Raw genomic sequence first — 23,373 nt, 5'->3', positions numbered from 1 at the left:
GCATGAAAAAACCAGCGAGCCTCTCCTACACATTGGAGGCTCGCTGGTTTATTTTTATATAGGACATATGGCTTGTAATTTTATTTAGCTACAGACGTGCCTGTTCCTGTGGGTGGAAACACTGTTCCATCTACTGCTTTGAGCGTAACCTTATACTTGCTGTCTACCAACGTACTTGTGTGGGTATCCGTAATGACCTGAATATTCATTTCCCCTGGCTTTGGACTAGTCAGCTTGTAGTAAATTACTGCATTCGTATCATCTACGTAGTCGATGTGATCCACTTCAATGCCGTAACCTGGATTAGGTGCCTGCAGACGGGTGATTGTCACTTTGTTCTGCTGGTCATTTGTCTTCTCTATGCTCATACTAATATTATTTTGTTGAACCGGATCTACAGGCTCAGCCGGATTTTCAGGAGTAGCTTCAACCGTTTTATGACTTTGTACAAATTCGGATGCGTTATAGACCATTTCTGCTGCCTCCATCCGCGTTACTTTACGATCCGGGTTAAAGTTGCTCTGTTCGTCCAATTTTGCAATTTTGGTCAACAGCAGGAATTGAACTGCTGCGTTTGATTCCTGATCTAATTTTTTGCCATCCGCTACATTAACTAACATACGGACAGTTGGATATTCACCCGTTGCACTCACTGCTTTATACAGAATATTCGCAAATTGTTCTCTTGTCATACGGGTGCTTGGATCAATATCTGGTGACAAAGGAATTTGGTGTTGGGCCGCAATCCGATAGGACTGAGCATACCATGCGGAAGCCGGAATGTTTGCAAAGGAACCCGTTGTGAAATCAGGCATTACCTGAAGATCCATCGCACGAACAACCAAATGTACTCCTTGTGCATAGGTGAGCGTTTGATCCGGTGCAAATTTATCCTTGGTTATTCCTTGGATAATTCCTTTATCCTGAAGTGACTTTACGATCTTCTCCTGTTCAGCTCCCTTTATATCACGAAAAGCAGAAGCCGACGTAGCCACAGCCAATGAGCAGACGACAAGCAGGGCAACTGCCACGCTTTTATTTTTTTTCATGAGATACACCTCCATGTTTACTTTGCTTCTATACTTACCGACGCAATAAAAGCATCAAATGTTTCAAATATGCACAAATTGGTTGCAAAACAGTGGAATACCTGCGATTAGTGTAACCCGTCTAACTCTTTTCTGCTCACAATCTTTATACATACCCAAAAGTGCCTGTAACAGATTACCTTTTACAGTATCCCCTTGGAAGAACCGGATCTGGGTAGCAGTATCCCGCCGGCAAACCTCGCTCCCCTTTGTTCTCTTTGCTTACATCCGATTCGGTGCTTTCAGACCAAGAAGTTGCAGCGCGCATGCCAGAATATCCGCAGTTTGTTCCGCCAATTGAATACGCCAGCGTCCACCATCGACAATCCTTTCCTTGGCGTAAAAACGGTTGAACGCCTGGGCCGTATCCAGTGCAAATCTCGCAATAACCGAAGGCTCCAGTTGGCGAGCCGCACGTATCAGTTGTCCGTGATAACGATCCAACTGCTTAAGCAGCGCCCAACCTGCGTCACCAAACATTTCATCCGATATGTCATTCAAATCACGAGAATGGCTATCTTGGACAAGGGCGTTGTCGGTAGAATTAGTAATAACATCAACATCGGCGCGAGCATGAGCTTTCTCCAGAAGGCTGCGTATGCGCGCATGAGTATACTGCACATAAGGCCCGGTCTCACCTTCAAAGGTCAGCGCCTCCTCCAACGAAAAATCCACTTCATTCAGCCGGTTGTTTTTTAAGTCACCAAAAATAATCGCCCCAATACCAACGTCCTCTGCTACTGCCTGTTGTTCCTGCAAATCGGGATTCTTCTGAGTAATGATGGCTTGAGCACGGGCTATAGCTTCATCCAGCACCTCTTCCAGTTTGACAACTTTTCCACGTCTTGTAGACATTTTCTTACCCGCAAACCGCATTAATCCAAACGGCACATGCTCACACTGCTCCGCCCATGCCTCTCCTGCATGTTTCAGCACCGCAAACACCTGCTGGAAATGCAGCTTCTGTTCCCCACCAACGACGTACAGAAGCCGATCAGCCTTCATCACTTCATGACGATAAATCGCTGTTGCCAGATCACGTGTCGGATAAATGGTAGTCCCATCCTTTTTTAGAATAAGACATGGCGGCAGTTCCTCGTCTTCCAGACGAACTACGAGCGCGCCATCACTTTCCTCCAGCAATCCCTTTGCTCTTAATTGAGCAACAACTGCCTGCATCTTATCATTGTAAAAACTTTCTCCCAGCACATGGTCAAATGTAATGTTCAGGCGCTGGTACATACGATCAAATTCACCCAGACTGACTTCAACAAAAAACTCCCATAGTTGTTGAGCCTCAGCATCCCCATGCTCCAAACGTCGGAACCACTCGCGGCCTTCATCTTCCAAAGTTGGATCATGCTCGGCCTCCTGATGAAAACGCACATACAGTTTCAGCGATTCACCAATCGGATCATGTTGTAGCTGCTCCTCATTTCCCCATCTTTTATAGGCCGCAATTTGCTTGCCAAACTGTGTTCCCCAATCTCCAAGATGATTCACACTAATTGGGACATATCCGGTTTCACCAAGTATGCGATACAAGGCAGCACCAATAACAGTAGAGCGAAGATGACCAATACCAAACGGTTTGGCAATATTGGGCGAAGACATATCAATGACCACCCGCTGTCCGTGTCCGATATTGGGCCTGAGGAAATCAGCTTTGCTCAACTCAGCAAGCATAAGCGGAATATGAACCGATCGATCCAATGTTATATTTACGTAGGCACCCGATGCTGAAGCAGTTAAACCTTCTTCATGGCTCACTAGCTCCGCTAATTCCATTGCAATGTGCTGCGGAGACTTTCGAAACTTCTTAGCCAGCACAAAACAGGGAAACGCTACATCTCCCCATTCAGGCTGCGGAGGCACCTCGAATAAAGATAAAATTTCTTTTTCCTCCAAGCCCGTATGGGCCAATATCGCTTGAGCAGCAATCCTCACTAACATGATCTCTCTCCTTCTTTTTATAGAATCTAACAAAAAAAGCTCCCGCCTCTTGAAATAATTCAAGAGACGAGAACTTCAATATCCCCGCGGTACCACTCTTCGTAAATCGGTTGTGCAGCTAAAGATAACTTACACAAATCGCGATTTCACTCCAATGACTAATAACGGTGTCTGCCGGGCTGATCTACTAGAAATTCTGCTCGTTGGATCAACCGTCTCCCGGGTGCGCTTCACATCGGACCTCATACCGGCTTCCACCTCTTCCGGCTCGCTGTAATGATACGGCTCCGCTGCTACTCTCCCGTTCCATGACGTTAATTCCAATTATTATACAAACCTATTCAGTAGAAAGCAATCTTTTATTTCCTCTTCAGGCACTAGTTCCATATATGTAATTACACTGCCACCAATTGGCGGCATGCCTGAACGCAACGACGGCAGGCTTCTGCACAATGTTTGCAATGATCATGGGAATGCTTGCTGCATTCAGCAGCACATACCTCACAGGCCTTGGCGCACAGCTCACAGATTTGCTCGGCAAAATCCGTTCCGCGCTGCAGCATTTGAGCAGCAAATCCGCATATTTCTGCACATTCCCTACTCACTCGAATACATTCACGCAGCATAGCTAAATCATATTCCTTCAAACTCGCTACGTAACATACATTGCAAGCGTTCATACATTCCAGGCAAGCATCCACGCATTGTTGGTATGAATGATTCATATTACATTACCTCCCAGTTGTTGACCCTGCTGTACTATTACCCGCTGATCCTTGAGTTTAATCATTTGATGTGCGCGCTTACAATAAAATAAAAACAAAACAATCCCGACTTATGTAAGGAAGTGTACTATATTCCAGTATGTAAGTGCAAGGATATTAATCACATGGATTTTTAGCCCCTGTTTCTGACTTGCATACACTCAGTCATTGCTCTATTGTAAAAAGTGTATGTCTAACCATCGATCAAGGAGTGAACATTTTAATGAATATGTCTTCCGTAGAGGAGCATCGACAGGAATCCCCGCAACAGGTTAATTGCATGGTCGTGACTGTCTCGGACACACGTACCGTGGAAACAGATACCGGGGGACAACTGCTCATGGATCTACTAGAAACCAATGGATATAAGGTTGTTCGATATGTCATCGTCAAGGATGACTACGAAGGTATTCAGCAGTTAGTATCTGAAGCAGCGGCACAGAATGACATCGAGGCTGTACTTTTGACAGGCGGTACCGGTATTTCTCCACGTGATACTACATATGAAGCCGTCTCCTCTCTACTGGATAAGGAACTACCTGGCTTTGGGGAAATCTTCCGTTATTTAAGCTTTGCTGAGGACATTGGTTCAGCAGCTATATTAAGCCGGGCTGTAGCTGGTACTGTGGGTCGGACAGCTGTATTTTCTATGCCTGGCTCACGCGGAGCCGTTCGTTTGGCAATGGAACGCATTATTGTCCCTGAGCTACGACATGTGATGAGAGAAATTTATAAATAAGCTCCTATTTCCTACATGCCGCGACACAAAAAGGCACCCCATACATTCATGAGGTGCCTCTTCCAACTATTCTTTTTCTTCAACTTCGGGCTGCATATAGCTGTCGATCAGCTTTTGCTTCAGCTCCCATACCTTCTCGCTCAGATTTACACGATAAATTTCAGGGTTCAGCTTCCGCAAATATTCTGGCCAAAACAATTTCAACTGTGAAGTATGGTAGGCACGAATTTCATCCAGCTCAGGAAGCTCATATACCTTCTGTCCATTTATAAAAATAGGCTCAAGCATTGGCACGGCTTCATAATTTTCTACATACTTCTTCATATACGGATGTAAAGGGTTAAACAGCTTCAGGCGCTTACCATTACGCGGACGCTCTTCATCCGGGAAAGAAATATAATCGGCTACAGCTCTCCCTTTCTTCTTATCCACAATGCGATATACATCCTTCTTGCCTGGTGTGGATACTTTTTCTGGGTTACCCGAGATCTTAATCGTCGGCAACATTTCGCCATCCACTTCACGCTCAACCAGCTTGTACACCCCGCCAAGCGAAGGTTGATCTGAAGCCGTAATAAGCTGTGTTCCTACACCCCATACATCAATACGTGCCCCTTGGGCTTTCAGGTTAAAAATCGTATTTTCATCCAAATCATTGGAAGCTACAATTTGTACGTAATCTAAGCCTTCAGCATCGAGCATTTCCCGCGCCTGAATGGATAGATAAGCCAAGTCACCGCTATCCAGACGGATTGCATTCATACGCTTGCCCTGACTCTCCAGCATTTTTGCTGTCCGAATCGCATGAGGAACACCGCTTTCCAGCGTGTCAAAGGTGTCTACCAACAGTGTAACCTGGTCCGGTAAAACCTTCGCATACACGTCAAACGCCTCCTGCTCCGTCATAAAGGTCTGCACCCATGAATGGGCATGTGTCCCCTTCGTCGGGATTCCAAAATGCTCGCCTGCCAGCATATTAGAAGTCGCGTCAAAACCTGCCACATAAGCTGCCCGTGCTCCCCAAATCGCCGCATCTGCTTCCTGCGCACGCCGTGTCCCAAATTCGAGCAGTGTATCGTCACTTGCCACCTGCTTGATGCGCGACGCCTTTGTCGCAATGAGCGTCTGATAGTTCATAAAATTAAGCAATGCCGTCTCGACAAGCTGCGTTTCCATAATCGTTCCTTCAACACGTACCAAAGGCTCGTTTGGAAAAACAAGTGCTCCTTCTTTCATCGAATGGACCGTTCCACCAAACTTAAACTGGCGAAGCGCCTCCATGAACATGGGATCGTATTTCTCCTCCTGTTCAGACAGGTAGCGAATGTCCTCTTCTGTAAACCGCAAATTTGCAATATAATTCACAATGCGTTCCAGACCAGCGAACACGGCGTATCCATTACCAAAAGGGAGTTTACGGAAATACGCCTCGAACACAGCTTTACGCTGATGACTTCCGTTCACCCAATGGGCGTACATCATATTAATCTGATATTTATCTGTATGTAATGCGAGGCTCGTTGACTGCATCGTAATCATCCTCTCTGACTGTCCCCAGGTTTGTGGTGGCAGCGTACCGCCTCATCTGCCCAGATTCAGCAATATCCGGCTCCATTTTGTTATCGGACATTGGTGCACAATCGTTAAGTTATTTTACTTCTTCTGGCGTAAAACCGTATCCTCAGCCGACCGTACCGCGGCTCCAAGACTTCCTTCAAAATGACCCAAAGCCCAATCATGTCCAGCTTGATTAAAGCTCGCCACAGCGTCCTTGTATACAGTAATAGCAAAACCTTTGTTATAAGCATCTACAGCCGTATGCAGCACACATATATCTGTACACACACCAATCAGATGAACTTCCAGAATACCACGTTCACGCAGCCTGAGCTCCAGATCTGTGCCCGCAAAAGCACTATACCGTGTTTTATCCAACCAGTAGATAAGATCACTTTGTTGCTCATAGAGGCTACGAAGCTTGCCATACAAATGTCGTCCGTTGGTTCCACGTATATTATGTGGAGGAAACAGCTTGCTCTCCGGGTGATAAAGGTCGTTCTCCTCATGCAAATCCACAGCCATGACAACAAAGTCCCCTTGATCCACGTATGCCTGCGTAATTGCTGCGATCCGTTCATCCAACTCAATCGCAGGTTGTCCTACAGGCAAACTACCGTCCACAAAATCTTTCGTGTAATCAATAACAATTAGTGCCTGCATCGTACGGTCAGCTCCTTATCCTCAAAGTGAAATTGTACGTTCTATGCGTAACCTATTACATTAGACGTTACGTGTAGATAGATAAACGCGGTACTCTGTCACTAAAACGGTACAACTGTGCAGGTCTTTGTGAATACTGGTTGGAACTGAGCGGTTTGCCGTTCTCATCACGCACCTCTTCCAGTATTCCCTGCCTGCTACGAGTCGATGTTATTTTGCGAATAAAGTTTGGCTCTTCGAAATCCGGTACGACACTCTGAATCACCTGATATAATTCACCCAGTGTAAAATGTAGCGGTAAAAACTGCTTGGCGATCGTCGTCTGAAGCATCTGCAACTGAATTTTGCGATAAGCATCTACTATGATATCCCGGTGATCGAATGCCAGCTCCAATTCCTCCAACGCTTCGCGGATCGTGAATAACCCGACCTCGGAAGCATCATCGGCCGCCTGACGCTGTTCCAACATCCATTCTTCTACCAGCGCAAAAAATGCATGTGATATGATCCACCCGCGCGGATCACGTCCCGGTCCACTATATACACCCAAATACTCCAGATGCCCGCCGTCCACACCCGTCTCCTCTAACAGCTCCCGCTTGGCAGCACCATACATAGATTCATCTTCCTGACAAAACCCTCCAGGCAAAGCCCAGCGTCCTGCAAACGGCCAACTGCGGCGCTTGATGAGCATCACTTTCAGCTCTCGAATAGGCAATGTCTTTGTTACCGTCTTGCGCTCCCGCTTCGTTAAGGTAAACATAACGATATCCGCTGGAGCTCCATCCGGGGTACGGTATTTCTTAATGTTGTACGACGCCTTTTGCGCCTCTTCGTTTATACGCTTGCTATCCATTGGCATCACCATATTATATCGTTTTGATAAATTCATTATGACATAATAAAAATTTTTGTCAAGTGTCAGGCCTTGCCTGAATCACTTGCTTGTGTACGTAATACTCGGAAGGTTGCTGTAGATGTAGAACCGAGTGTGCCTTCACTATCTCTTACTTCCGCCTCAGTGGTTATAGTGCGACCTCCTTGATGAAGAATTCGCGCCCTAACCTCCAGTCGTCCTTGCTTCATGGCTGACAAGAAATGAACATTCAGGTTCGTCGTTACACATGGATCCATATTTCGTGAAGCCATACTAACCATCCCCATCGCCTGATCCATCAATGAAGTAAGTACACCCCCATGGACAATACCCATCACATTGGTATGCTCTTGTTTGGCCTCCAAAGCGATCTGTACCTCGTTTGCATCAGCTGCAATCAGCTCACACCCTAAATACTCCCAAAAAGTATTATTTTCTCCCTCTAGCATCTTACCCAACTTATCCATTCCTTGCTTCCATCCCTTCGATGTTGTCCCATTTCTCTTGATGTCTTATAGACACATACGATAGTAAATTGCTTTCGAAAAAAAGGCGTGGAAGCTACGCCTCCACACCATAGATTTCATTCTAATCACTGCAATTCGACGAAGAAGTGCTTTTCCCCTCTTCTACGTTCACCTTCTCAGCAACGGTATCACGGATCGCCATGATTACCATTTGCAGTAGTTCATTAATTTCCACCTGACTCTGCTGAAACTCCGTGACAATTGGAATACCGTCAAGCTCTTCCTGTAGCTCCTGTAGCTCGGCCTCTATTTTGGCAATCATTTTTTGATTCTTCAAGGATTCAAATGCTACAATTTCCTTTTGCTTCTTTTTCATCGTTGCAATCAGTTGCTGGATGCGCCCATGATCCTGAATCTTTTCTTCTGCTTTCCGGAATACCTGCACTTCCTCACTGCTACCCAAAATACCTGCCAATTCTTTGGCTTTTGCCAATATCATTTCGCGATTGACCAAATGATCATGCTGGCGCGCCGCCGATTGAAGTTCTGTTTGTTGCAACCGCTCCTCTGTCATTGCCCATCGCTCCTTTTCTCACTTAGACGGCCTTGCACACAGCCCTTTACTCAGACCGCATGCAACCCGTTAGAAATTCTTTTATCCGTTAACTGCTACGGCCGTTTCAACCAGATCACCTTTGATGTAAAAGGTCATAGGTTCCGTAATTTTCACTTGAACAAAGGAACCGATCAGGTCCTTAGAACCCTCAAAATGTACAAGCTTATTGGAACGGGTCCGACCGGCAAGCACTTTGCTGTCATTTTTGCTCTCGCCTTCCACCAGCACTTCAACCACTTCGCCACGCAATCGACTATTAAAGCGAAGGCTGTTTTGGTTCACAGCAATGTTCAGACGCCGGAGACGCTCTTTTTTGACCGACATAGGCACATTATCTTCCATCGAAGCAGCTGGCGTACCTTCACGTGGTGAATAAATAAATGTGTAGGCAAAGTCATAGCCGACCTCGCGTACCAGAGATAGAGTATCTTCAAACTGCTCGTCTGTTTCACCAGGGAAACCTACGATGATATCTGTTGTCAGAGAAACATGCGGAACAGCTGCTTTAATCTTCGCGGCCAGTTCCAGAACACGCTCACGGGTATATTTTCGGTTCATTTTCTTCAATATATCCGTATTACCGGATTGAACAGGCAGATGGATATGCTCCACCAAATTGCCACCCTTACCGAGCACTTCAACCAAATGGTCATCAAAATCACGTGGATGTGATGTCGTAAAACGTACACGCGGGATATTGATTTTGCGCATATCATCCATCAGATCCCCGAATCTGTAATTCAAATCTTTCAAATCCTTGCCATAAGCGTTAACATTCTGCCCCAGTAAGGTAATTTCTTTAAAGCCTTGACGTGCCAAATCCCGCACCTCAGCGATTACATCCTCTGGACGACGGCTTCTTTCCTTACCACGTGTAAAGGGAACAATGCAATAGGTGCAAAATTTATCACAACCGTACATAATGTTCACCCAAGCCCGCATACCCTCACGCTTCTTCGGCAAGTTTTCGATAATGTCGCCTTCCTTAGACCACACTTCGACCACCATTTCTTTGCTAAAGAGTGCTTCCTTGACGAGCTGAGGCAGACGATGAATATTATGGGTACCAAAAATCATATCGACAAAACCGTGTTTTTGCATAATCCGGTTAACGACATTCTCTTCTTGTGACATGCAACCACACACACCAAGCAGCAGTCCTGGCTTTTCTGTTTTGAGATGCTTGAGGTGACCCAGCTCGCCAAACACTTTATCCTCCGCATTTTCACGGATAGCACAAGTGTTCAGTAAAATGATGTCCGCTTCCTTCCGATCCTCGGTTGCCTGGTAGCCCATTTGCTCCAGCAAGCCCTTTATGGTTTCGGAATCATGCTCGTTCATTTGGCAACCAAATGTGTATACGATATAATGCTTTCCCTCACCGATATGCTTGAGCTCATCCGGGACTGCGTTATCATACAATACTTGTACGTCCTCTTTACCGCGTTGCTTTTCTTTTCTATGGTTCGGCTCCGCCATAATGTTGATTTCACGTCCGCGAATGCGGATCTTTTTGCTATGCTCATCTTCAGAAATAATCTTCGCATCCGAGAAATCAAAATATTTGGAGTAATCTTTTGTTTTCTTTTCCATTCCTTAGTCACTCCTTACACCATCTATTTCACGAGCTAATTTGTGATTTACTGTATCTTTAGGCATGGGTAAATTTATTTAAGTTCTAAAAAACCTTTAAAAAAGGCATTACACTAAATTATAGCATGATTTATAGGCCATCGCCATAGATCAGCCGCAGATACCATGAAGTCAATGTGAACTCATGTTCTTTTTGTACATAAGTGAAGTATTTATAAATTATATAGTATGTAAAAAGCCCGATTCTTTTGCAAGAATCGGACTCTTTAAGCCTTCCGGCATTTAAATACGTGTATATTAGTCTACGATTTCAGCGTTGTCACCGTTTTTCACACCGGCTCCGTTCGCTTCATCTGTATCAATGTGCATATCCAAAGCAAATGAATCGGACACACGTGCAAGAACATTTTCAAATACAAGGCCACGTTCGCCGCCGACACGTACTTTCAGCAACTGCTTGTCCTTAATGTCCCATTTAGCTGCATCAGATGTATGGAAATGAATATGGCGGGCTGCTACAATCACGCCTTCTTGCAGTTCCACTTCACCAGCTGGTCCTTTTACCGTGATTCCTGGTGTACCATCAATGCTACCAGATTCGCGTACAGGTGCTTTTACACCAATAGCAAAGGAATCAGTGCGAGAGATTTCCAATTGGGAAGCGGGACGAGCAGGTCCCAAAATACGAACCTTATCAAATTGGCCCTTAGAACCAATTACAGCTACCGTTTCATTTGCGGCAAATTGTCCTGGTTGGGACAAAGGTTTAAATTCAGTTAATTGATAGCCTGCTCCGAACAAAATTTCAATATGCTCTTGAGTCAGGTGAATATGACGGGCGGAAACGCCGACAGGTACGATTTTACTCATCGTGTGGTCACTCCTTTTTCTCTATACAATACTTTACACATCCATGCTATTATACTCCTATTTTGCCAAGAAAGAAAAGGAGAGCGCATAAAGTTCCCTTTTTCGCCCCAATCAGCGTTAAATATCCTCCCTATAAAGTCGGATCAAACCGTCGTTTTAGCGAACAGGAGAAAGAAAAGCATGATTTCAGCTACGATGAGATGAGGGGGAACGACAATAAATATATTAAGGATAAACAGGACACAGAGTATTCCAGTCAAGAAAAAAATGACTGTGAGACGAGGTTTAAGATGACTTAATCTGTACTGATGAAATACCAGCAAAGCCGACAAAAAGTAAATAAAAACAGAAGCAAAGGTAAAGCAAAGCACAAAGATATAGTCTACTTGTCCCAAAAACAAGAGCTGAATCGAAGCAGCTAGCATGCTAAGGGAAAGATAAATAAACAAATGACCATAAATAATAGTCTGGCCTGCTGATTGTTTTGATTTATCTACGCGCTTCTCCATATTCTCAAAATATTGCCACCAGATTGCGATGACTAATACAAAAGCCAAAGCAGCAAATACAACAGAAGAAACCGTAAAATGATCGGATTGTAAAACAGAAAGCATACTTATCACAGATTCGCCAAGCAGAATTAACGTGAACTGTGCAAAGCGTTCTAAAAGATGCTCCGTATGGATTGGTGTGATCACCAACTTTTTACGGCCAATCAAAGGAACGAGGATATCAATAGCTATACCGGTATATAAAATCAAATATCGAACCCAAGAATCAAAGAAGAGGGAGAAACTAGAGATGACTATTCCAATCCAAAAATAGGTACCAAAAAAACGAGCTGTTTCCTGTTTATGAGCCGTTTCTTTGGGTGCCGAAAGTAAATATTGAACGACAGTCAAACCTCTTAACCCAATATAGCCAACAAAAAAAGATACATAATACGCATCAAAATCTATATTAAGGCTGGCGGTCATGATTAACACGAAAAACAATTGCAGGATCATAAAGATTCGATGCGTTATACTGTCTTGCCCAAAACGATTGTTGTAGACCGTTTGCCCCACCCAAGCCCACCATATTGGGATAAAAATCATAATAAACTTTTCCATATGTTCCCACGAAATACTACCATGCTCAACATGTAGTAAAACATGAGTGGCCTTAGAGACAGCAGCTACGAACAATAAGTCATAAAAGAGCTCAAGCCAAGTAACCTTCTTTATTAACATTGTGTAATGGAGCCCCCTCTGATATGGCGGTGCAGCATGGTGTCCCGTCAGTCTTGCTCCAACGTCTGCCGTATTTATGCTTATTTTAGCACCATGAAATTCTAAGATGCTCCAATTATTTCGTAATCGTTCTCACTTTGTCAAGGTATTCGCAGCCAATAATAACTCCTAGTAAATAGCTATTTAAGAAGACATTTTGGAAGGCAAATTCGTTTGCAGGTATTCCAGCGCATGTCCTCCCAGCCATCCCTTGACTAGCTCCTCAGGGTAATGCTTCAGCAGCAGTTCTGCAAAAACCGGATATTTACCCGAGTGCTCCAGCCCTTGCACATGGTGCTCGATACCGTCAAAATCAGAGCCAAACATCAAATGCCTTTCCCCGCCTAATGAACAAATATGCTCAATGTGCGGTAGCAGATCCTCAGCGGTTACCGTACCCTGCTCTTTGAGAAACATCGTGACGAAGGTCAAACCAATCCGTCCGTTACGAGCGATCAGTGCACGAATCTGTTCATCCCGTAGATTACGAGGATGAGCACATCTCGCAAAGGCATTCGAATGCGAGGCGATGGGTGGTAGAGCAGCCTCCTCCAACACCTCCCAGAAGCCCTGTACGGACAAATGCGACACATCTAGCAGCAGTCCCAGGTCATTACAGCGATTGACCAAATCACGCCCCTTGCTAGTCAGCCCGCCTCCTCTATGTTCCATAATGCCATCAGCCGCCCAGTTCGCATAATTCCATGTCAGCCCAATCAATCGTATTCCCATGGCATAGCACAATTCTGCATAAAACGGGTTCCCTTCCAGCGCATCTACCCCCTCCAGTGAGAGCAAAGCCCAAGGTGCCCATGTATGATCCGTCCCCTTACCATCCACATACGTTAACTTTTCCGTGCGCTTCTCTTCTCCTACCTGTTTTACTTGCTCCATCTGATGCACTGCGGACGTATTTTTACACATTGCCAAGTCTTCCTTCCACAGCAATGGTCTCAACCCACCTGAGATAGAGGTAACATGCTGCCTGAACAGCTCAATCTGACGAACCACATGCTCAAATCTTGGCATGCCCAATACCTGTGAAATATATATAGCAAACGTTTGCAACCGCACGTTACCTTCTAGCAAACGTTCTTTTGTGACATCAAGCGATGGATGACTGAAATCGATCTGCACATCGAGCTGCATTTTACATAACACATCACAATGAAAGTCAACAACAGGCCAATTCACTTTTAGCTTATCATTCATGAATCTTACCTCCATTTATAGATTGAAGCACTACAAATTTATTTCAAAAAATCATAGTAACAGACTCACAATGCAAAAAAGCCCGTTTACAAATCGTAAACAGGCTCAGGCAACTTACATTTATTATCTTGGTTCTACAATCAATTTGATCGCAGTCCGATCTTCTCCATCAATAACAATGTCTGTAAAAGCAGGAATGCAAATCAAATCCACTCCGCTTGGTGCGACAAATCCCCGGGCAATGGCTACCGCTTTAATGGCTTGGTTTAGTGCACCCGCTCCAATCGCCTGTAATTCTGCATTTCCGCGTTCACGCAGTACTCCTGCGAGTGCGCCTGCAACTGAATTGGGATTGGATTTTGCTGATACTTTTAATACATCCATAGTAAGTACCTCCCCTGGGAATGATGATGGTTTGATTCCACTATTAGATGTTATTCGAGGGTCAGCAAATAATTCCTGCTTTTTGGTGACAGTTTTCCTTATTCTTTCCTTAAGTAGCTCACAAAAAAGTTAATCCATCCGCCATTCATCTTCTTTAAGTCTGATTTTTTGAATTTTGCGGGCTTTTCCATCATTATCATTCAGTTCTACGCTGATGGCATGAAAGTGCCACTTGCCCATGTCCACTTGAAAACGTACCGGAAGCTGGGTCTGGAATTTCTGTAACACAGCCTCTTTCTGCATCCCAAGCACTCCCTCATAAGGACCTACCATTCCCGCATCTGTCTGATACGCAGTTCCTTGTGGCAAAATCGTATCGTCATTACTCTGTACATGTGTGTGCGTACCTACCACGATTGAAGCACGTCCATCCAAATGCCAACCCATAGCGATTTTTTCCGAGGTTGCTTCGGCGTGAAAATCAACTAGGATATGCTTATGTTTTTTCCGTAGTTCATCGACAATTTCATCTGCTGCACGGAATGGACAGTCAATAGCTGGCAAAAAGGTTCTACCTTGCAGATTAACAATAGCCAGCTCTTTACCTCCACCTTTTACAACGGTATACCCCCGGCCTGGTGTTCCTGGTGGAAAGTTAGCCGGGCGGATGATCCGTGGCTCATCATCTATAAAATCAAATATTTCCTTATTGTCCCAAGTATGATTTCCCATCGTAATCCCATGAACGCCCCAATCAAAAAATTCTCTGGCGATGGCTGGGGTAATTCCTCTTCCCGAAGCCGCATTTTCTCCGTTCACGATAATAACATGCGGGTTGTATTTTGATTTTAGCGAAGGGAGATTCTCCCTCAATGCCTTTCTGCCTACACTGCCGACGATGTCTCCAATAAATAATACGTTGATAGAAAGCCCTCCCTAGTCTGCCTTACATAATGAAAAGTGGCCCTACAAGCAGCGGCCACTTTTCATTGAAATGCTTTTATTTTGCGTATTCTACCGCACGGGTCTCGCGTATGACGGTAACCTTGATATGTCCCGGATAGTCCAGTTCATTCTCAATCGTTTTCGTAATATCGCGGGCCAGTCGGAATGCTTCCGCATCATCAATTTTCTCTGGCTGTACCATGACACGAACTTCGCGTCCGGCTTGAATCGCGTATGATTTTTCAACGCCTTCAAAAGATTCGGAGATGCGTTCCAGCTTCTCAAGACGACGGATGTACGTCTCTAGCGTTTCACGCCGCGCTCCCGGTCTTGCTGCTGACAGGGCATCTGCCGCCCCAACCAGCATGGCGATCACTGAAGTCGCTTCGCAGTCGCCGTGATGTGAAGCAATGCTGTTGATGACGACCGGGTGTTCCTTGTACTTCTTCGCCAGTTCCACGCCAATTTCAACGTGCGATCCTTCCACTTCGTGATCCAGCGCCTTCCCGATGTCATGCAGCAATCCTGCCCGTCTTGCCAGTACAACGTCTTCGCCCAGTTCCCCGGCCATCAGACCTGTCAAGTATGCAACTTCCATCGAGTGCTTCAATACGTTCTGTCCGTAACTCGTACGGAACTTGAGACGTCCCAGGATCTTGATCAAATCCGGATGCAAGCTATGCACGCCCACCTCAAAGGTGGCCTGCTCACCATACTCACGGATTCGTTCGTCCACCTCTTTACGGGATTTTTCCACCATCTCTTCAATACGAGCCGGATGTATCCGTCCGTCCGCTACGAGCTTTTCAAGCGCAGTACGCGCAATCTCTCTACGAATCGGATCAAATCCGGACAAAATAACAGCTTCCGGCGTATCATCAATAATGAGGTCGATTCCTGTAAGGGTTTCAAGTGCACGGATATTACGGCCTTCGCGCCCGATAATCCGGCCTTTCATTTCTTCGTTCGGCAATGTGACAACAGAAACCGTCGTTTCTGCTACATGATCTGCCGCACAGCGTTGGATGGCCAGTGTGATGATTTCACGTGACTTTTTGTCCGCTTCTTCTTTGGCCTGCTGTTCAATTTCTTTAATCATCTGAGCTGTTTCATGACGAACTTCCTGTTCTACGTTGGTCAGAATAATACTTCTTGCATCCTCCATCGTCAGATTGGAAATACGTTCCAACTCAGTTACCTGACTCTTGTAAATCAAATCAATTTGCTGCTGGGTTTCATCGATTCGTTTCTCTTTGTTGGCCACTTGTTCTTCTTTGCGTTCCAGCGATTCCAATTTTTTATCCAGCGATTCTTCTTTTTGCAGCAATCTTCGTTCCTGTCGTTGAATTTCATTGCGACGTTCACGAGTTTCTTTTTCAGCTTCGGCACGAATGCGGTGGATTTCATCTTTCGCTTCCAATACCGTTTCCTTCTTCAGCGCTTCTGCCTCTTTTTTCGCGTTCTCCACGATTTGCGCGGCAGCTTCTTCCGCACTGGAGATCTTAGCTTCTGCAATAGATTTGCGAATAAAATAACCAATCCCGAACCCAAAGAATAACGCGGCTACAGCAACGAGAACGAACCAGATCGCAGTCATCATACTGTTCACCTCCCCGTTGGTTCCTCCAAGGCATTCCTTGGGACTTTTTGCAATTGTCACATTTACTTTGATCGTCAAACTAAGACAACGACACAAGGTCGTTTCATTTCATATGCACATGCTTTCACATGTACAATTCCGCCTGGCATAGCGGCATCACTTGTTATTTGGCGATGAGAACTCACCCGTGGATTCCGCTTTTTTGGAAGGAAAAAGGGCGTTCCACAAGTATCGTTTCATATATATTTTATTATTTGACAAATGGCATTGTCAAGGGAATGCAAACATTAGTAGACTACCATGCAGCTTTCCCTGTAATAACTAGCTCATCCTATCCGTTCATACTAGTCAAAGGTTCAGCAACCGTTTGGCAACTATTCCTCCCACTGCAACAATTCCTCGTCATCTGAAGCAACGTCATGCTCGGCCGCAGTGAGATGATTGACCACTCGGCGTGTCATATCCCCCGAATATCCACGTCTCATGAGAAAAGGGTAGGTTTTCCTTTTTTTCTCCATTATATCACCACGTACCTGATTCCATTTCTTACGTCCGACCGTCAAAGCGCTCTCCCACTCCTCATTATCGGTGATCTCACCTAACGCTTCGCCAATAGAGGCTTTAGAGATGCCCTTCTGACGAAGTTCTTGCCTAACCCACATCTTCCCCTTACGTTGGCTAGTTATGCGCTGCCTTGCCCATTGGCGGGCGTATAAATCATCATCTACGAGTTGTTCCCTTTGCAGTCGAACCATTACTTCGTCAATAACAGACTGATCCAGTTCTTTTTGTAACAAACGTTGGGCAATTTCCTGACTTGTGCGAGGCTTTCGCCCCAAATAGCGAAGCGCAAGTACATAAGCCTGTTGCTTTTCATCTGCCAGAACGATATCTTCCAGTTCTTTTTTATCAAATGACGTTCCTTTGAACATATTGTACTTGATCATTACATCTTCTAATACAGACAGCGAATACGGACCAAAATGAATGATATACCTTCCGCGTTTGCGTCCCTGTCCCTGCTCTACCCTAGTAATCATCAATTCCTCATGATCCGGAAAAAGAGAAATCCCTTGTTGCTTATTTGCTTCCGAAGTGTATTCATCTTCATCGTCCAACTGCAATATATTTCCCTCACTTTGAAATTCACGAAAGCAGCCATTGAACACCTGCTACGCAAAGTTAGATTCCGCTGACAAAGCAGACTTTAGTTGATGCAAAAATGCCCTGCACAACTGTGCAGGGCATCAGAATCATGCTATTCAAACGGACGGTGCCATAACCCTGGCCCCAGTTCACAAACCAAGATTCACCAAGCTTTATTCAAGCTCCAACAATTCCTGTTCTTCCTTCGCTTGCTGCGCCAACTCTTCTTCTGTAGGCGGAGCAACCGTCGTAATCAAATTGCTGGCCACCCGAATTTTTTGTTCGATCGTACTAGCAATATTCGGATTTTCCTTCAAAAATTGTTTAGCATTCTCACGTCCCTGACCAAGGCGCTCACCTTCGTAGGAATACCAGGCTCCGCTCTTGTCGACAATGTCATGCTCCGTACCGATATCGATCAAGCTACCTTCTTTGGAAATACCCTCACCGTACATAATATCCACCTCAGCCTGACGGAAAGGAGGGGCAACTTTGTTCTTCACGACTTTAATACGTGTGCGGTTACCCACAATGTCGTTACCCATTTTCAAACTTTCAATACGACGAACATCCAAACGTACCGTAGAGTAAAACTTCAAGGCACGTCCACCTGGTGTTGTTTCAGGGTTACCGAACATAACACCTACTTTTTCACGTAGCTGGTTAATAAAAATAGCAATGGTTTTCGACTTATTAATAGCTCCAGAAAGCTTACGCAATGCCTGAGACATCAAACGTGCTTGAAGACCAACGTGGGAATCTCCCATTTCGCCTTCAATCTCTGCCTTGGGCACAAGTGCCGCTACGGAGTCAACAACTACAATGTCTACTGCTCCACTACGTACAAGGGCTTCGGCAATCTCAAGCGCCTGCTCTCCTGTATCTGGTTGCGATAGTAACAACTCATCAATATTGACACCCAGCTTGCTTGCATACGACGGATCAAGCGCATGCTCGGCGTCGATAAAGGCGGCTTGTCCGCCTGTTTTTTGCACCTCTGCGATAGCGTGAAGAGCTACTGTCGTTTTACCGGATGATTCCGGTCCGTATATTTCAATAACCCGGCCTCTTGGAAAGCCGCCCGTTCCTAACGCAATATCCAAAGCAATCGAACCACTGGGGATCGTTTCCACTTGCATGTGGGTAGACTCACCCAACTTCATAATGGAACCTTTACCAAATTGCTTTTCTATTTGACGGAGCGCCATATCCAGCGCAGCACGACGATCTGACAATAAACTCACATCCTTCATTGTTTGTACTTTAATAATACCTTGTTTTGACACGCTTGCCAAGCATTTTTTCGAACATACATTCGTTTTTTTTATTCGCACAACTCTCTTCTATAATTACACCTGTCTCTTAAAACAAAAAAAGAACCGCTGGCAAAAGGCTTTGCAACGGTTCTTCCGATAAGATGATTATACCATGAATATCTATCTAAAACAACTCTACGAGTCACACTGTACATAGATGTTTAAGAGAGTTTCTCGTTCTCTACCAGCCTGCGCCACAATCTGTACAGGATTGCTTTGACTGATCGCAGTCGGATTGTTTCACGGTTGCCACTCAGTCTCAGTTCATGTACTTCCGTTTCCTTGTCGCGTTCAGCAATGCCAATATACACTAGACCGACTGGCTTCCGTTCGGAATACCCAGGCCCAGCTACACCAGTAACTGAAAGTCCAAAATCGCTATCCATGATCATTCTCGCCTGCTCTGCAAGCACAAGGGCTACTTCCTTACTCACTGCGCCTGGCGCATGGTCCCCTTCCAAATAATCATAAGGCACGTTGAGTAACTTCATCTTCATTTCATTGGAATAGCACACGATGCCACCTTGAAACATAGCAGCACTGCCAGGTATAGAAGTAATCTGTTCCATCAGCATTCCACCTGTACAGCTTTCTGCCGCACTCACAGTGAGTTCGCGTTTGGCCATTAGATCTACGATAACCTTCTCCAGCGCAACATCCTCGCTTGCATACATATACTCCGAAAGACGCTGCTGAATTTCTACTTCCGTAGCTGTCAGCTTAATTAATGCTTCACTTTCGCTGGCCGCCTTGGTGGATATACGGATCGTGACTTCCCCTTCCTTGGCATAAGGAGCAATCGTAGGATCTGTCTGGGATTGGATCAGATCTAACAAATGGGTTTCAAGAGCTGACTCACCGATCCCTGCAAATTTTAGCATTTTCGAATAAATTGGCATTTCCTCACCGCTCAATGCCTGCTGAAGCAACCAAGGTTTCGCATGGTTTGCAAACATGGGTTTGAGTTCCTTAGGCGGTCCAGGCAAAACTACATAAAATTTACCGTCCTGTGCAATCGCGTCGCCCACAGCTAGCCCTGTCTCATTTTCAAGTGGAGTAGCACCTTCAATAGAAAGCGCCTGCCGGCGGTTATTCTCGGTCATTTCTACCCCACGGTTACGGAAAAATTGATCTAGCTTGTCCATTGCAAGACGATCTATGTGCAATTTCCGCCCCAATACAGCCGCTATCGCCTCTTTCGTCAAATCATCCTGAGTCGGCCCCAGACCGCCGGAAAACAAAATAATATCCGCACGCTTCTGAGCAATTCTTATCGCTTCCTGAAGCCGATCTATGTTATCGCCAACCACAGTCTGAAAATATACATCGATTCCAATTGTAGCCAGCTCTTGTGACAAATATTGAGCATTTGTATTCACTATTTGTCCGAGTAATAACTCTGTTCCTACTGCAATTATTTCAGCTTTCATCAATTCTTCCTCCTGTACTGCGAATATGATGGGAATTATATAAAGAAACAGCAATAAGTTTAGTCCCTATTGCTGTTTCCATAAAATTTATCCTGTTAAACTTTGGAGGAGCTCAGCAAATGGATATTTTTCACGAAATAATCAATACCCGAATAAATGGTGATCAACACTGCTGCCCATATCGCTATTAAATCAAACGGTATACCAAGAAAAACAAACGGGAAATTATTAATGAGCAGCGCTACAATAGCAACGATCTGGATGATCGTCTTTAATTTGCCCCAATTGCTTGCAGCAACCACAGACCCATCCAGTAAGGCAATCTGACGCAGCCCCGTAACCGCAAACTCACGGCTAACAATCACAACGACAATCCATGAATCAATTTTCCCCATTTCTACCAAGGAAACCAAAATAGCGGTTACCAAAAGCTTATCAGCAAGGGGGTCCAACAGCTTGCCCAAATTGGTGACCATATTATTTTTACGTGCCAAATATCCGTCAAGACCATCCGTGCTGGCTGCTACAAGGAAAATGATAGCCGCAATCAGCTGATTATACGGCAGCTTGAAAGCTCCGATCTCAATCGGCGGCGGATAAAAATCAAAGTCCACCAGCAAAGCCAGCATCATCACCGGGATAAGGCAAATCCGCGTTATTGTAATTCTGTTGGGTAAATTCACAACACACTCTCCCCTGATTATCGTACTTGATTACAAATGGCAGTTTTCGGATTAAATTCAATCCTATGTAAATCGCTTTCGACGAGCGCTATACACCTGAATTGTCTGCATTTTCGTTACAAGTATAATATGGCGCAAAACGCATGTCAAAATAACCTGCCGCACATCAAGCAACGTTTTTTCCTACAAAATATATGAGGGAAAACGGCTTTATTTCATGTTTGTAAATTGAAGCTCCAATGGCAAATCAGCTTTACGTAGCAATTGAATGATCGCCTGTAAATCATCCCTGTTTTTTCCGGTCACTCGGATTTGATCACCTTGAATCTGACTTTTGACTTTTAGCTTGGAGTCCCGAATAAGAATATTAATTTTCTTGGCATTATCCTGATCAATTCCCTGCTTAAGCGAAAGACGCTGACGCACTGAACCTAGAGAAGCGGGTTCCAATTTGCCATACTCCACATTTTTAAGGGACAGACCTCGTTTGGCCATTTTAGATTGCAAAATATCAATCACCGCATTCAGCTTGTACTCGTCTTCCGATGCAATCGTAAGAGCTTCTTTCTCAAGCTTGAGGCTACTTTTGCTACCCTTGAAATCAAATCGTGTTTCAATTTCACGCTCCGTCTGATGAACCGCATTTGTTAACTCCTGCATATCCATTTTGGAGACGATATCAAATGAATTTTCTGAAGCCATCGTTTCACTTTCCTTTCCACAACAAAGTTCAATATCTAATTATAGGCTAGTCATTTACAAAAATCCAATAATCCGTTGACTAAAAAGGCGTTCTTGCCAGTTTTCCTGACAAAAACGCCTTTATTTCAATTACGGTCAAAATATCTAATTATGGCTTCGTGTTGGAGTTCGGAACATATCCAAAAGTCCAAGCACAATGTGAGCAAGACCAAAGCCCAGTATGCCATAGCCCCATGCATTCGGTGTCAGATAATAGCCCAGTAAACTGACAATGATACCGAGCCCAGTCACAATCCAGCTGACGGTCATAACGTATACACCTCACTTTGCGGAAAATGAAATGACTGCCTTTCCAGGAATTACAGTCATTAGTATTTCCTTGCACCAAGGCGTTTATTCACCATCAGTAGTTGTAGAATCTGTACCACTTTGTGTTGAATCCGTACTGCTACCTGTCGAAGAATCTGCAGGTGAGCCCGTTACCCCTGCACTCGTTCCGGTCGTGGAAGCTTCTCCTTGCTGGATCAGTACACGAGTAGTCGATTTATTATCTGTTATCGGTTGACCTGCTACGGAAATATCTGTGGCAGAAGACCGTCCTGATTTGATATATAAACCTTCCGGACCAATATCGAAAGACATGGCATCTCCACTTTTAGTCATACCGTAGCTCAGCTTTTCTCCACGGGAATTTTGTCCCTTGTACACTTCAAGCCAACTTTCACCCGTAGCTTTAATATCAACCTTGGCTGTGGCTCCCGTTGCACTGGAAACTTTGAAAATCGTCGTCTTGCCTTGCTTGCCGTCCTGTGCCACAGTTACACCTTGTTGTGGTGTAGTCGTATCCGGCTGCTGTCCAGTATCTGGAGTAGTAGCATCCGTATTCCCCGTACCATCTGGCTGAGTTTGTCCGGTTTGCCCCGCATCAGGAGTCTTCCCACCAGCACCATTTGGAGCCGTCGTTTGACCATTGTTCGGCTGTGTCGTAGTGGTATCAGGAGTAGACGTGCTTGGTGTTGTACTTGGTGTTGTACTTGGTGTTGTAATCGGCGTTGTGTTTTCTGCTGTTTTTGGAGTTGAATGGTTGTTGCTCACCCAATAAGCATAAATAACCCCAACAATGAGAACTAGAAAAAGCCACATTAACGCTGTAGGCAACCATTTAAGATTACCAATCGTGGCGGGACGGCTGGAGCGCTTCTGTGTAACAGGCTCCATGACTGCTTCCGGCTCAGGTTCAGGCACATTGCTTTGATGCCCTTCCAGAATCTCATCGGGGTTCAACCCGACCGTTTCAGCGTATGTTTTAATAAAAGCTCTGACATAAAAGCTTCCCGGCAGCACTTTGTAATCGCCCGTCTCAATGGCTTCCAGATAACGTTTGCGTATCTTCGTCATTTCCTGAACATCGTCAAGGCTCAATCCTTTTTGCAGCCGGGCCTCCTTTAATTGCTGACCCAGTTCTGACATGTCATCATCTCCTTGTATAATTACGCT

Annotated in this window: 23 protein-coding genes and 1 other annotated feature; of the genes, 1 reads left to right on the top strand and 22 read right to left on the bottom strand. The window is 45.0% G+C overall.

All coding sequences use genetic code 11. The features are described 5' to 3' along the window. Window positions 1-80 precede the first annotated feature (80 nt). The 3 genes from ACL9RM_RS07520 to ACL9RM_RS07510 form a co-directional block, all read right to left on the bottom strand. The gene (locus ACL9RM_RS07520; protein WP_061829413.1) at window positions 81-1,049 is read right to left on the bottom strand and encodes an S-layer homology domain-containing protein; all 969 of its coding nucleotides are present in this window, start codon (window positions 1,047-1,049) and stop codon (window positions 81-83) included. Between the two features lie 261 nt (window positions 1,050-1,310). Next, window positions 1,311-3,041, bottom strand: a complete 1,731-nt coding sequence (gene argS, locus ACL9RM_RS07515; protein WP_061829414.1) for an arginine--tRNA ligase — start codon at window positions 3,039-3,041, stop codon at window positions 1,311-1,313. Between the two features lie 59 nt (window positions 3,042-3,100). Continuing rightward, window positions 3,101-3,359, bottom strand: a binding site (T-box leader). Window positions 3,360-3,436: 77 nt separating this feature from the next. Continuing rightward, window positions 3,437-3,766: a four-helix bundle copper-binding protein gene (locus ACL9RM_RS07510; protein ID WP_023988251.1), complete on the bottom strand. Its 330-nt coding sequence runs from the start codon at window positions 3,764-3,766 to the stop codon at window positions 3,437-3,439. Window positions 3,767-4,028: 262 nt separating this feature from the next. On the opposite strand from ACL9RM_RS07510, the gene ACL9RM_RS07505 reads away from it, so the two are divergent. Further along, window positions 4,029-4,544, top strand: coding sequence for a MogA/MoaB family molybdenum cofactor biosynthesis protein (locus ACL9RM_RS07505; protein WP_039273566.1), 516 nt, complete (start codon window positions 4,029-4,031; stop codon window positions 4,542-4,544). A gap of 66 nt (window positions 4,545-4,610) precedes the next feature. Here the strand turns inward: ACL9RM_RS07505 and ACL9RM_RS07500 are convergent, their stop codons facing one another. From ACL9RM_RS07500 to ACL9RM_RS07410, 19 genes are all read right to left on the bottom strand, one after another. Further along, window positions 4,611-6,074 (bottom strand): nicotinate phosphoribosyltransferase, encoded by a 1,464-nt coding sequence (locus ACL9RM_RS07500; RefSeq protein ID WP_023988249.1) that lies wholly within the window; start codon window positions 6,072-6,074, stop codon window positions 4,611-4,613. Window positions 6,075-6,197: 123 nt separating this feature from the next. Then, on the bottom strand, window positions 6,198-6,764 hold the full coding sequence (locus ACL9RM_RS07495; protein WP_103047837.1) for a cysteine hydrolase family protein: 567 nt from the start codon (window positions 6,762-6,764) through the stop codon (window positions 6,198-6,200). A 67-nt stretch (window positions 6,765-6,831) separates the two neighbouring features. Next, complete coding sequence (locus ACL9RM_RS07490; protein ID WP_155765278.1) at window positions 6,832-7,620, bottom strand: NUDIX domain-containing protein; 789 nt, start codon at window positions 7,618-7,620, stop codon at window positions 6,832-6,834. 65 nt (window positions 7,621-7,685) lie between these two features. Further along, the gene (locus tag ACL9RM_RS07485) at window positions 7,686-8,108 is read right to left on the bottom strand and encodes a PaaI family thioesterase (protein ID WP_069291745.1); all 423 of its coding nucleotides are present in this window, start codon (window positions 8,106-8,108) and stop codon (window positions 7,686-7,688) included. Window positions 8,109-8,229: 121 nt separating this feature from the next. Next, window positions 8,230-8,682 carry a RicAFT regulatory complex protein RicA family protein gene (locus tag ACL9RM_RS07480; RefSeq protein ID WP_023988245.1) on the bottom strand — a complete coding sequence of 151 codons (453 nt, stop codon included), beginning with the start codon at window positions 8,680-8,682 and terminating at the stop codon, window positions 8,230-8,232. A gap of 81 nt (window positions 8,683-8,763) precedes the next feature. Further along, window positions 8,764-10,317: a tRNA (N6-isopentenyl adenosine(37)-C2)-methylthiotransferase MiaB gene (gene miaB, locus ACL9RM_RS07475; protein ID WP_013309963.1), complete on the bottom strand. Its 1,554-nt coding sequence runs from the start codon at window positions 10,315-10,317 to the stop codon at window positions 8,764-8,766. A gap of 297 nt (window positions 10,318-10,614) precedes the next feature. Further along, on the bottom strand, window positions 10,615-11,187 hold the full coding sequence (gene pduL / locus ACL9RM_RS07470; RefSeq protein WP_013309962.1) for a phosphate propanoyltransferase: 573 nt from the start codon (window positions 11,185-11,187) through the stop codon (window positions 10,615-10,617). A 143-nt stretch (window positions 11,188-11,330) separates the two neighbouring features. After that, complete coding sequence (locus tag ACL9RM_RS07465; protein ID WP_250268121.1) at window positions 11,331-12,419, bottom strand: low temperature requirement protein A; 1,089 nt, start codon at window positions 12,417-12,419, stop codon at window positions 11,331-11,333. Window positions 12,420-12,602: 183 nt separating this feature from the next. Next, window positions 12,603-13,670, bottom strand: a complete 1,068-nt coding sequence (locus ACL9RM_RS07460) for a dipeptidase (protein ID WP_250268120.1) — start codon at window positions 13,668-13,670, stop codon at window positions 12,603-12,605. A 123-nt stretch (window positions 13,671-13,793) separates the two neighbouring features. Next, the gene (locus ACL9RM_RS07455; RefSeq protein WP_007430104.1) at window positions 13,794-14,054 is read right to left on the bottom strand and encodes a stage V sporulation protein S; all 261 of its coding nucleotides are present in this window, start codon (window positions 14,052-14,054) and stop codon (window positions 13,794-13,796) included. Between the two features lie 129 nt (window positions 14,055-14,183). Continuing rightward, window positions 14,184-14,978, bottom strand: coding sequence for a TIGR00282 family metallophosphoesterase (locus tag ACL9RM_RS07450; RefSeq protein ID WP_165176691.1), 795 nt, complete (start codon window positions 14,976-14,978; stop codon window positions 14,184-14,186). Window positions 14,979-15,054: 76 nt separating this feature from the next. After that, window positions 15,055-16,599 carry a ribonuclease Y gene (gene rny, locus ACL9RM_RS07445; protein ID WP_013309958.1) on the bottom strand — a complete coding sequence of 515 codons (1,545 nt, stop codon included), beginning with the start codon at window positions 16,597-16,599 and terminating at the stop codon, window positions 15,055-15,057. A gap of 374 nt (window positions 16,600-16,973) precedes the next feature. Beyond that, window positions 16,974-17,723, bottom strand: a complete 750-nt coding sequence (locus tag ACL9RM_RS07440) for a regulatory protein RecX (RefSeq protein ID WP_250268119.1) — start codon at window positions 17,721-17,723, stop codon at window positions 16,974-16,976. A 195-nt stretch (window positions 17,724-17,918) separates the two neighbouring features. Continuing rightward, entirely contained in the window at window positions 17,919-18,980 is a 1,062-nt protein-coding gene (gene recA, locus ACL9RM_RS07435; RefSeq protein WP_023988239.1) for a recombinase RecA, read from the bottom strand. A gap of 242 nt (window positions 18,981-19,222) precedes the next feature. Continuing rightward, a complete protein-coding gene (locus tag ACL9RM_RS07430; protein WP_250261587.1) occupies window positions 19,223-20,491 on the bottom strand; it encodes a competence/damage-inducible protein A in 1,269 nt (422 codons plus the stop codon). 95 nt (window positions 20,492-20,586) lie between these two features. Further along, the gene (gene pgsA, locus ACL9RM_RS07425) at window positions 20,587-21,174 is read right to left on the bottom strand and encodes a CDP-diacylglycerol--glycerol-3-phosphate 3-phosphatidyltransferase (RefSeq protein ID WP_013309954.1); all 588 of its coding nucleotides are present in this window, start codon (window positions 21,172-21,174) and stop codon (window positions 20,587-20,589) included. A gap of 210 nt (window positions 21,175-21,384) precedes the next feature. Next, a complete protein-coding gene (locus ACL9RM_RS07420; protein ID WP_023988237.1) occupies window positions 21,385-21,876 on the bottom strand; it encodes a YajQ family cyclic di-GMP-binding protein in 492 nt (163 codons plus the stop codon). A gap of 144 nt (window positions 21,877-22,020) precedes the next feature. After that, complete coding sequence (locus tag ACL9RM_RS07415; RefSeq protein WP_023988236.1) at window positions 22,021-22,185, bottom strand: hypothetical protein; 165 nt, start codon at window positions 22,183-22,185, stop codon at window positions 22,021-22,023. Between the two features lie 84 nt (window positions 22,186-22,269). Further along, entirely contained in the window at window positions 22,270-23,346 is a 1,077-nt protein-coding gene (locus ACL9RM_RS07410; protein WP_250268118.1) for a helix-turn-helix domain-containing protein, read from the bottom strand. Window positions 23,347-23,373: the final 27 nt, after the last annotated feature.

This window comes from Paenibacillus sp. S29 (assembly GCF_049319765.1).
Lineage (GTDB): Bacteria > Bacillota > Bacilli > Paenibacillales > Paenibacillaceae > Paenibacillus > Paenibacillus polymyxa_B.
Note: the sequence above shows the minus strand (reverse complement) of the source record. Positions and strands in the feature narration are given on the sequence as shown.

Bases quoted from the DNA above. Each gene is read 5' to 3' on its own strand.
- ACL9RM_RS07520 (WP_061829413.1), bottom strand. From the start codon at position 1,049: ATGAAAAAAAATAAAAGCGTGGCAGTTGCCCTGCTTGTCGTCTGCTCA.
- ACL9RM_RS07490 (WP_155765278.1), bottom strand. From the start codon at position 7,620: ATGGATAGCAAGCGTATAAACGAAGAGGCGCAAAAGGCGTCGTACAAC.
- ACL9RM_RS07455 (WP_007430104.1), bottom strand. From the start codon at position 14,054: ATGGATGTATTAAAAGTATCAGCAAAATCCAATCCCAATTCAGTTGCA.
- argS (WP_061829414.1), bottom strand. From the start codon at position 3,041: ATGTTAGTGAGGATTGCTGCTCAAGCGATATTGGCCCATACGGGCTTG.
- ACL9RM_RS07420 (WP_023988237.1), bottom strand. From the start codon at position 21,876: ATGGCTTCAGAAAATTCATTTGATATCGTCTCCAAAATGGATATGCAG.
- ACL9RM_RS07415 (WP_023988236.1), bottom strand. From the start codon at position 22,185: ATGACCGTCAGCTGGATTGTGACTGGGCTCGGTATCATTGTCAGTTTA.
- ACL9RM_RS07465 (WP_250268121.1), bottom strand. From the start codon at position 12,419: ATGTTAATAAAGAAGGTTACTTGGCTTGAGCTCTTTTATGACTTATTG.
- ACL9RM_RS07410 (WP_250268118.1), bottom strand. From the start codon at position 23,346: ATGTCAGAACTGGGTCAGCAATTAAAGGAGGCCCGGCTGCAAAAAGGA.
- pduL (WP_013309962.1), bottom strand. From the start codon at position 11,187: ATGAGTAAAATCGTACCTGTCGGCGTTTCCGCCCGTCATATTCACCTG.
- miaB (WP_013309963.1), bottom strand. From the start codon at position 10,317: ATGGAAAAGAAAACAAAAGATTACTCCAAATATTTTGATTTCTCGGAT.
- ACL9RM_RS07485 (WP_069291745.1), bottom strand. From the start codon at position 8,108: ATGGATAAGTTGGGTAAGATGCTAGAGGGAGAAAATAATACTTTTTGG.
- ACL9RM_RS07460 (WP_250268120.1), bottom strand. From the start codon at position 13,670: ATGAATGATAAGCTAAAAGTGAATTGGCCTGTTGTTGACTTTCATTGT.
- ACL9RM_RS07505 (WP_039273566.1), top strand. From the start codon at position 4,029: ATGAATATGTCTTCCGTAGAGGAGCATCGACAGGAATCCCCGCAACAG.
- ACL9RM_RS07510 (WP_023988251.1), bottom strand. From the start codon at position 3,766: ATGAATCATTCATACCAACAATGCGTGGATGCTTGCCTGGAATGTATG.
- ACL9RM_RS07495 (WP_103047837.1), bottom strand. From the start codon at position 6,764: ATGCAGGCACTAATTGTTATTGATTACACGAAAGATTTTGTGGACGGT.
- ACL9RM_RS07500 (WP_023988249.1), bottom strand. From the start codon at position 6,074: ATGCAGTCAACGAGCCTCGCATTACATACAGATAAATATCAGATTAAT.
- ACL9RM_RS07480 (WP_023988245.1), bottom strand. From the start codon at position 8,682: ATGACAGAGGAGCGGTTGCAACAAACAGAACTTCAATCGGCGGCGCGC.
- ACL9RM_RS07430 (WP_250261587.1), bottom strand. From the start codon at position 20,491: ATGAAAGCTGAAATAATTGCAGTAGGAACAGAGTTATTACTCGGACAA.
- rny (WP_013309958.1), bottom strand. From the start codon at position 16,599: ATGATGACTGCGATCTGGTTCGTTCTCGTTGCTGTAGCCGCGTTATTC.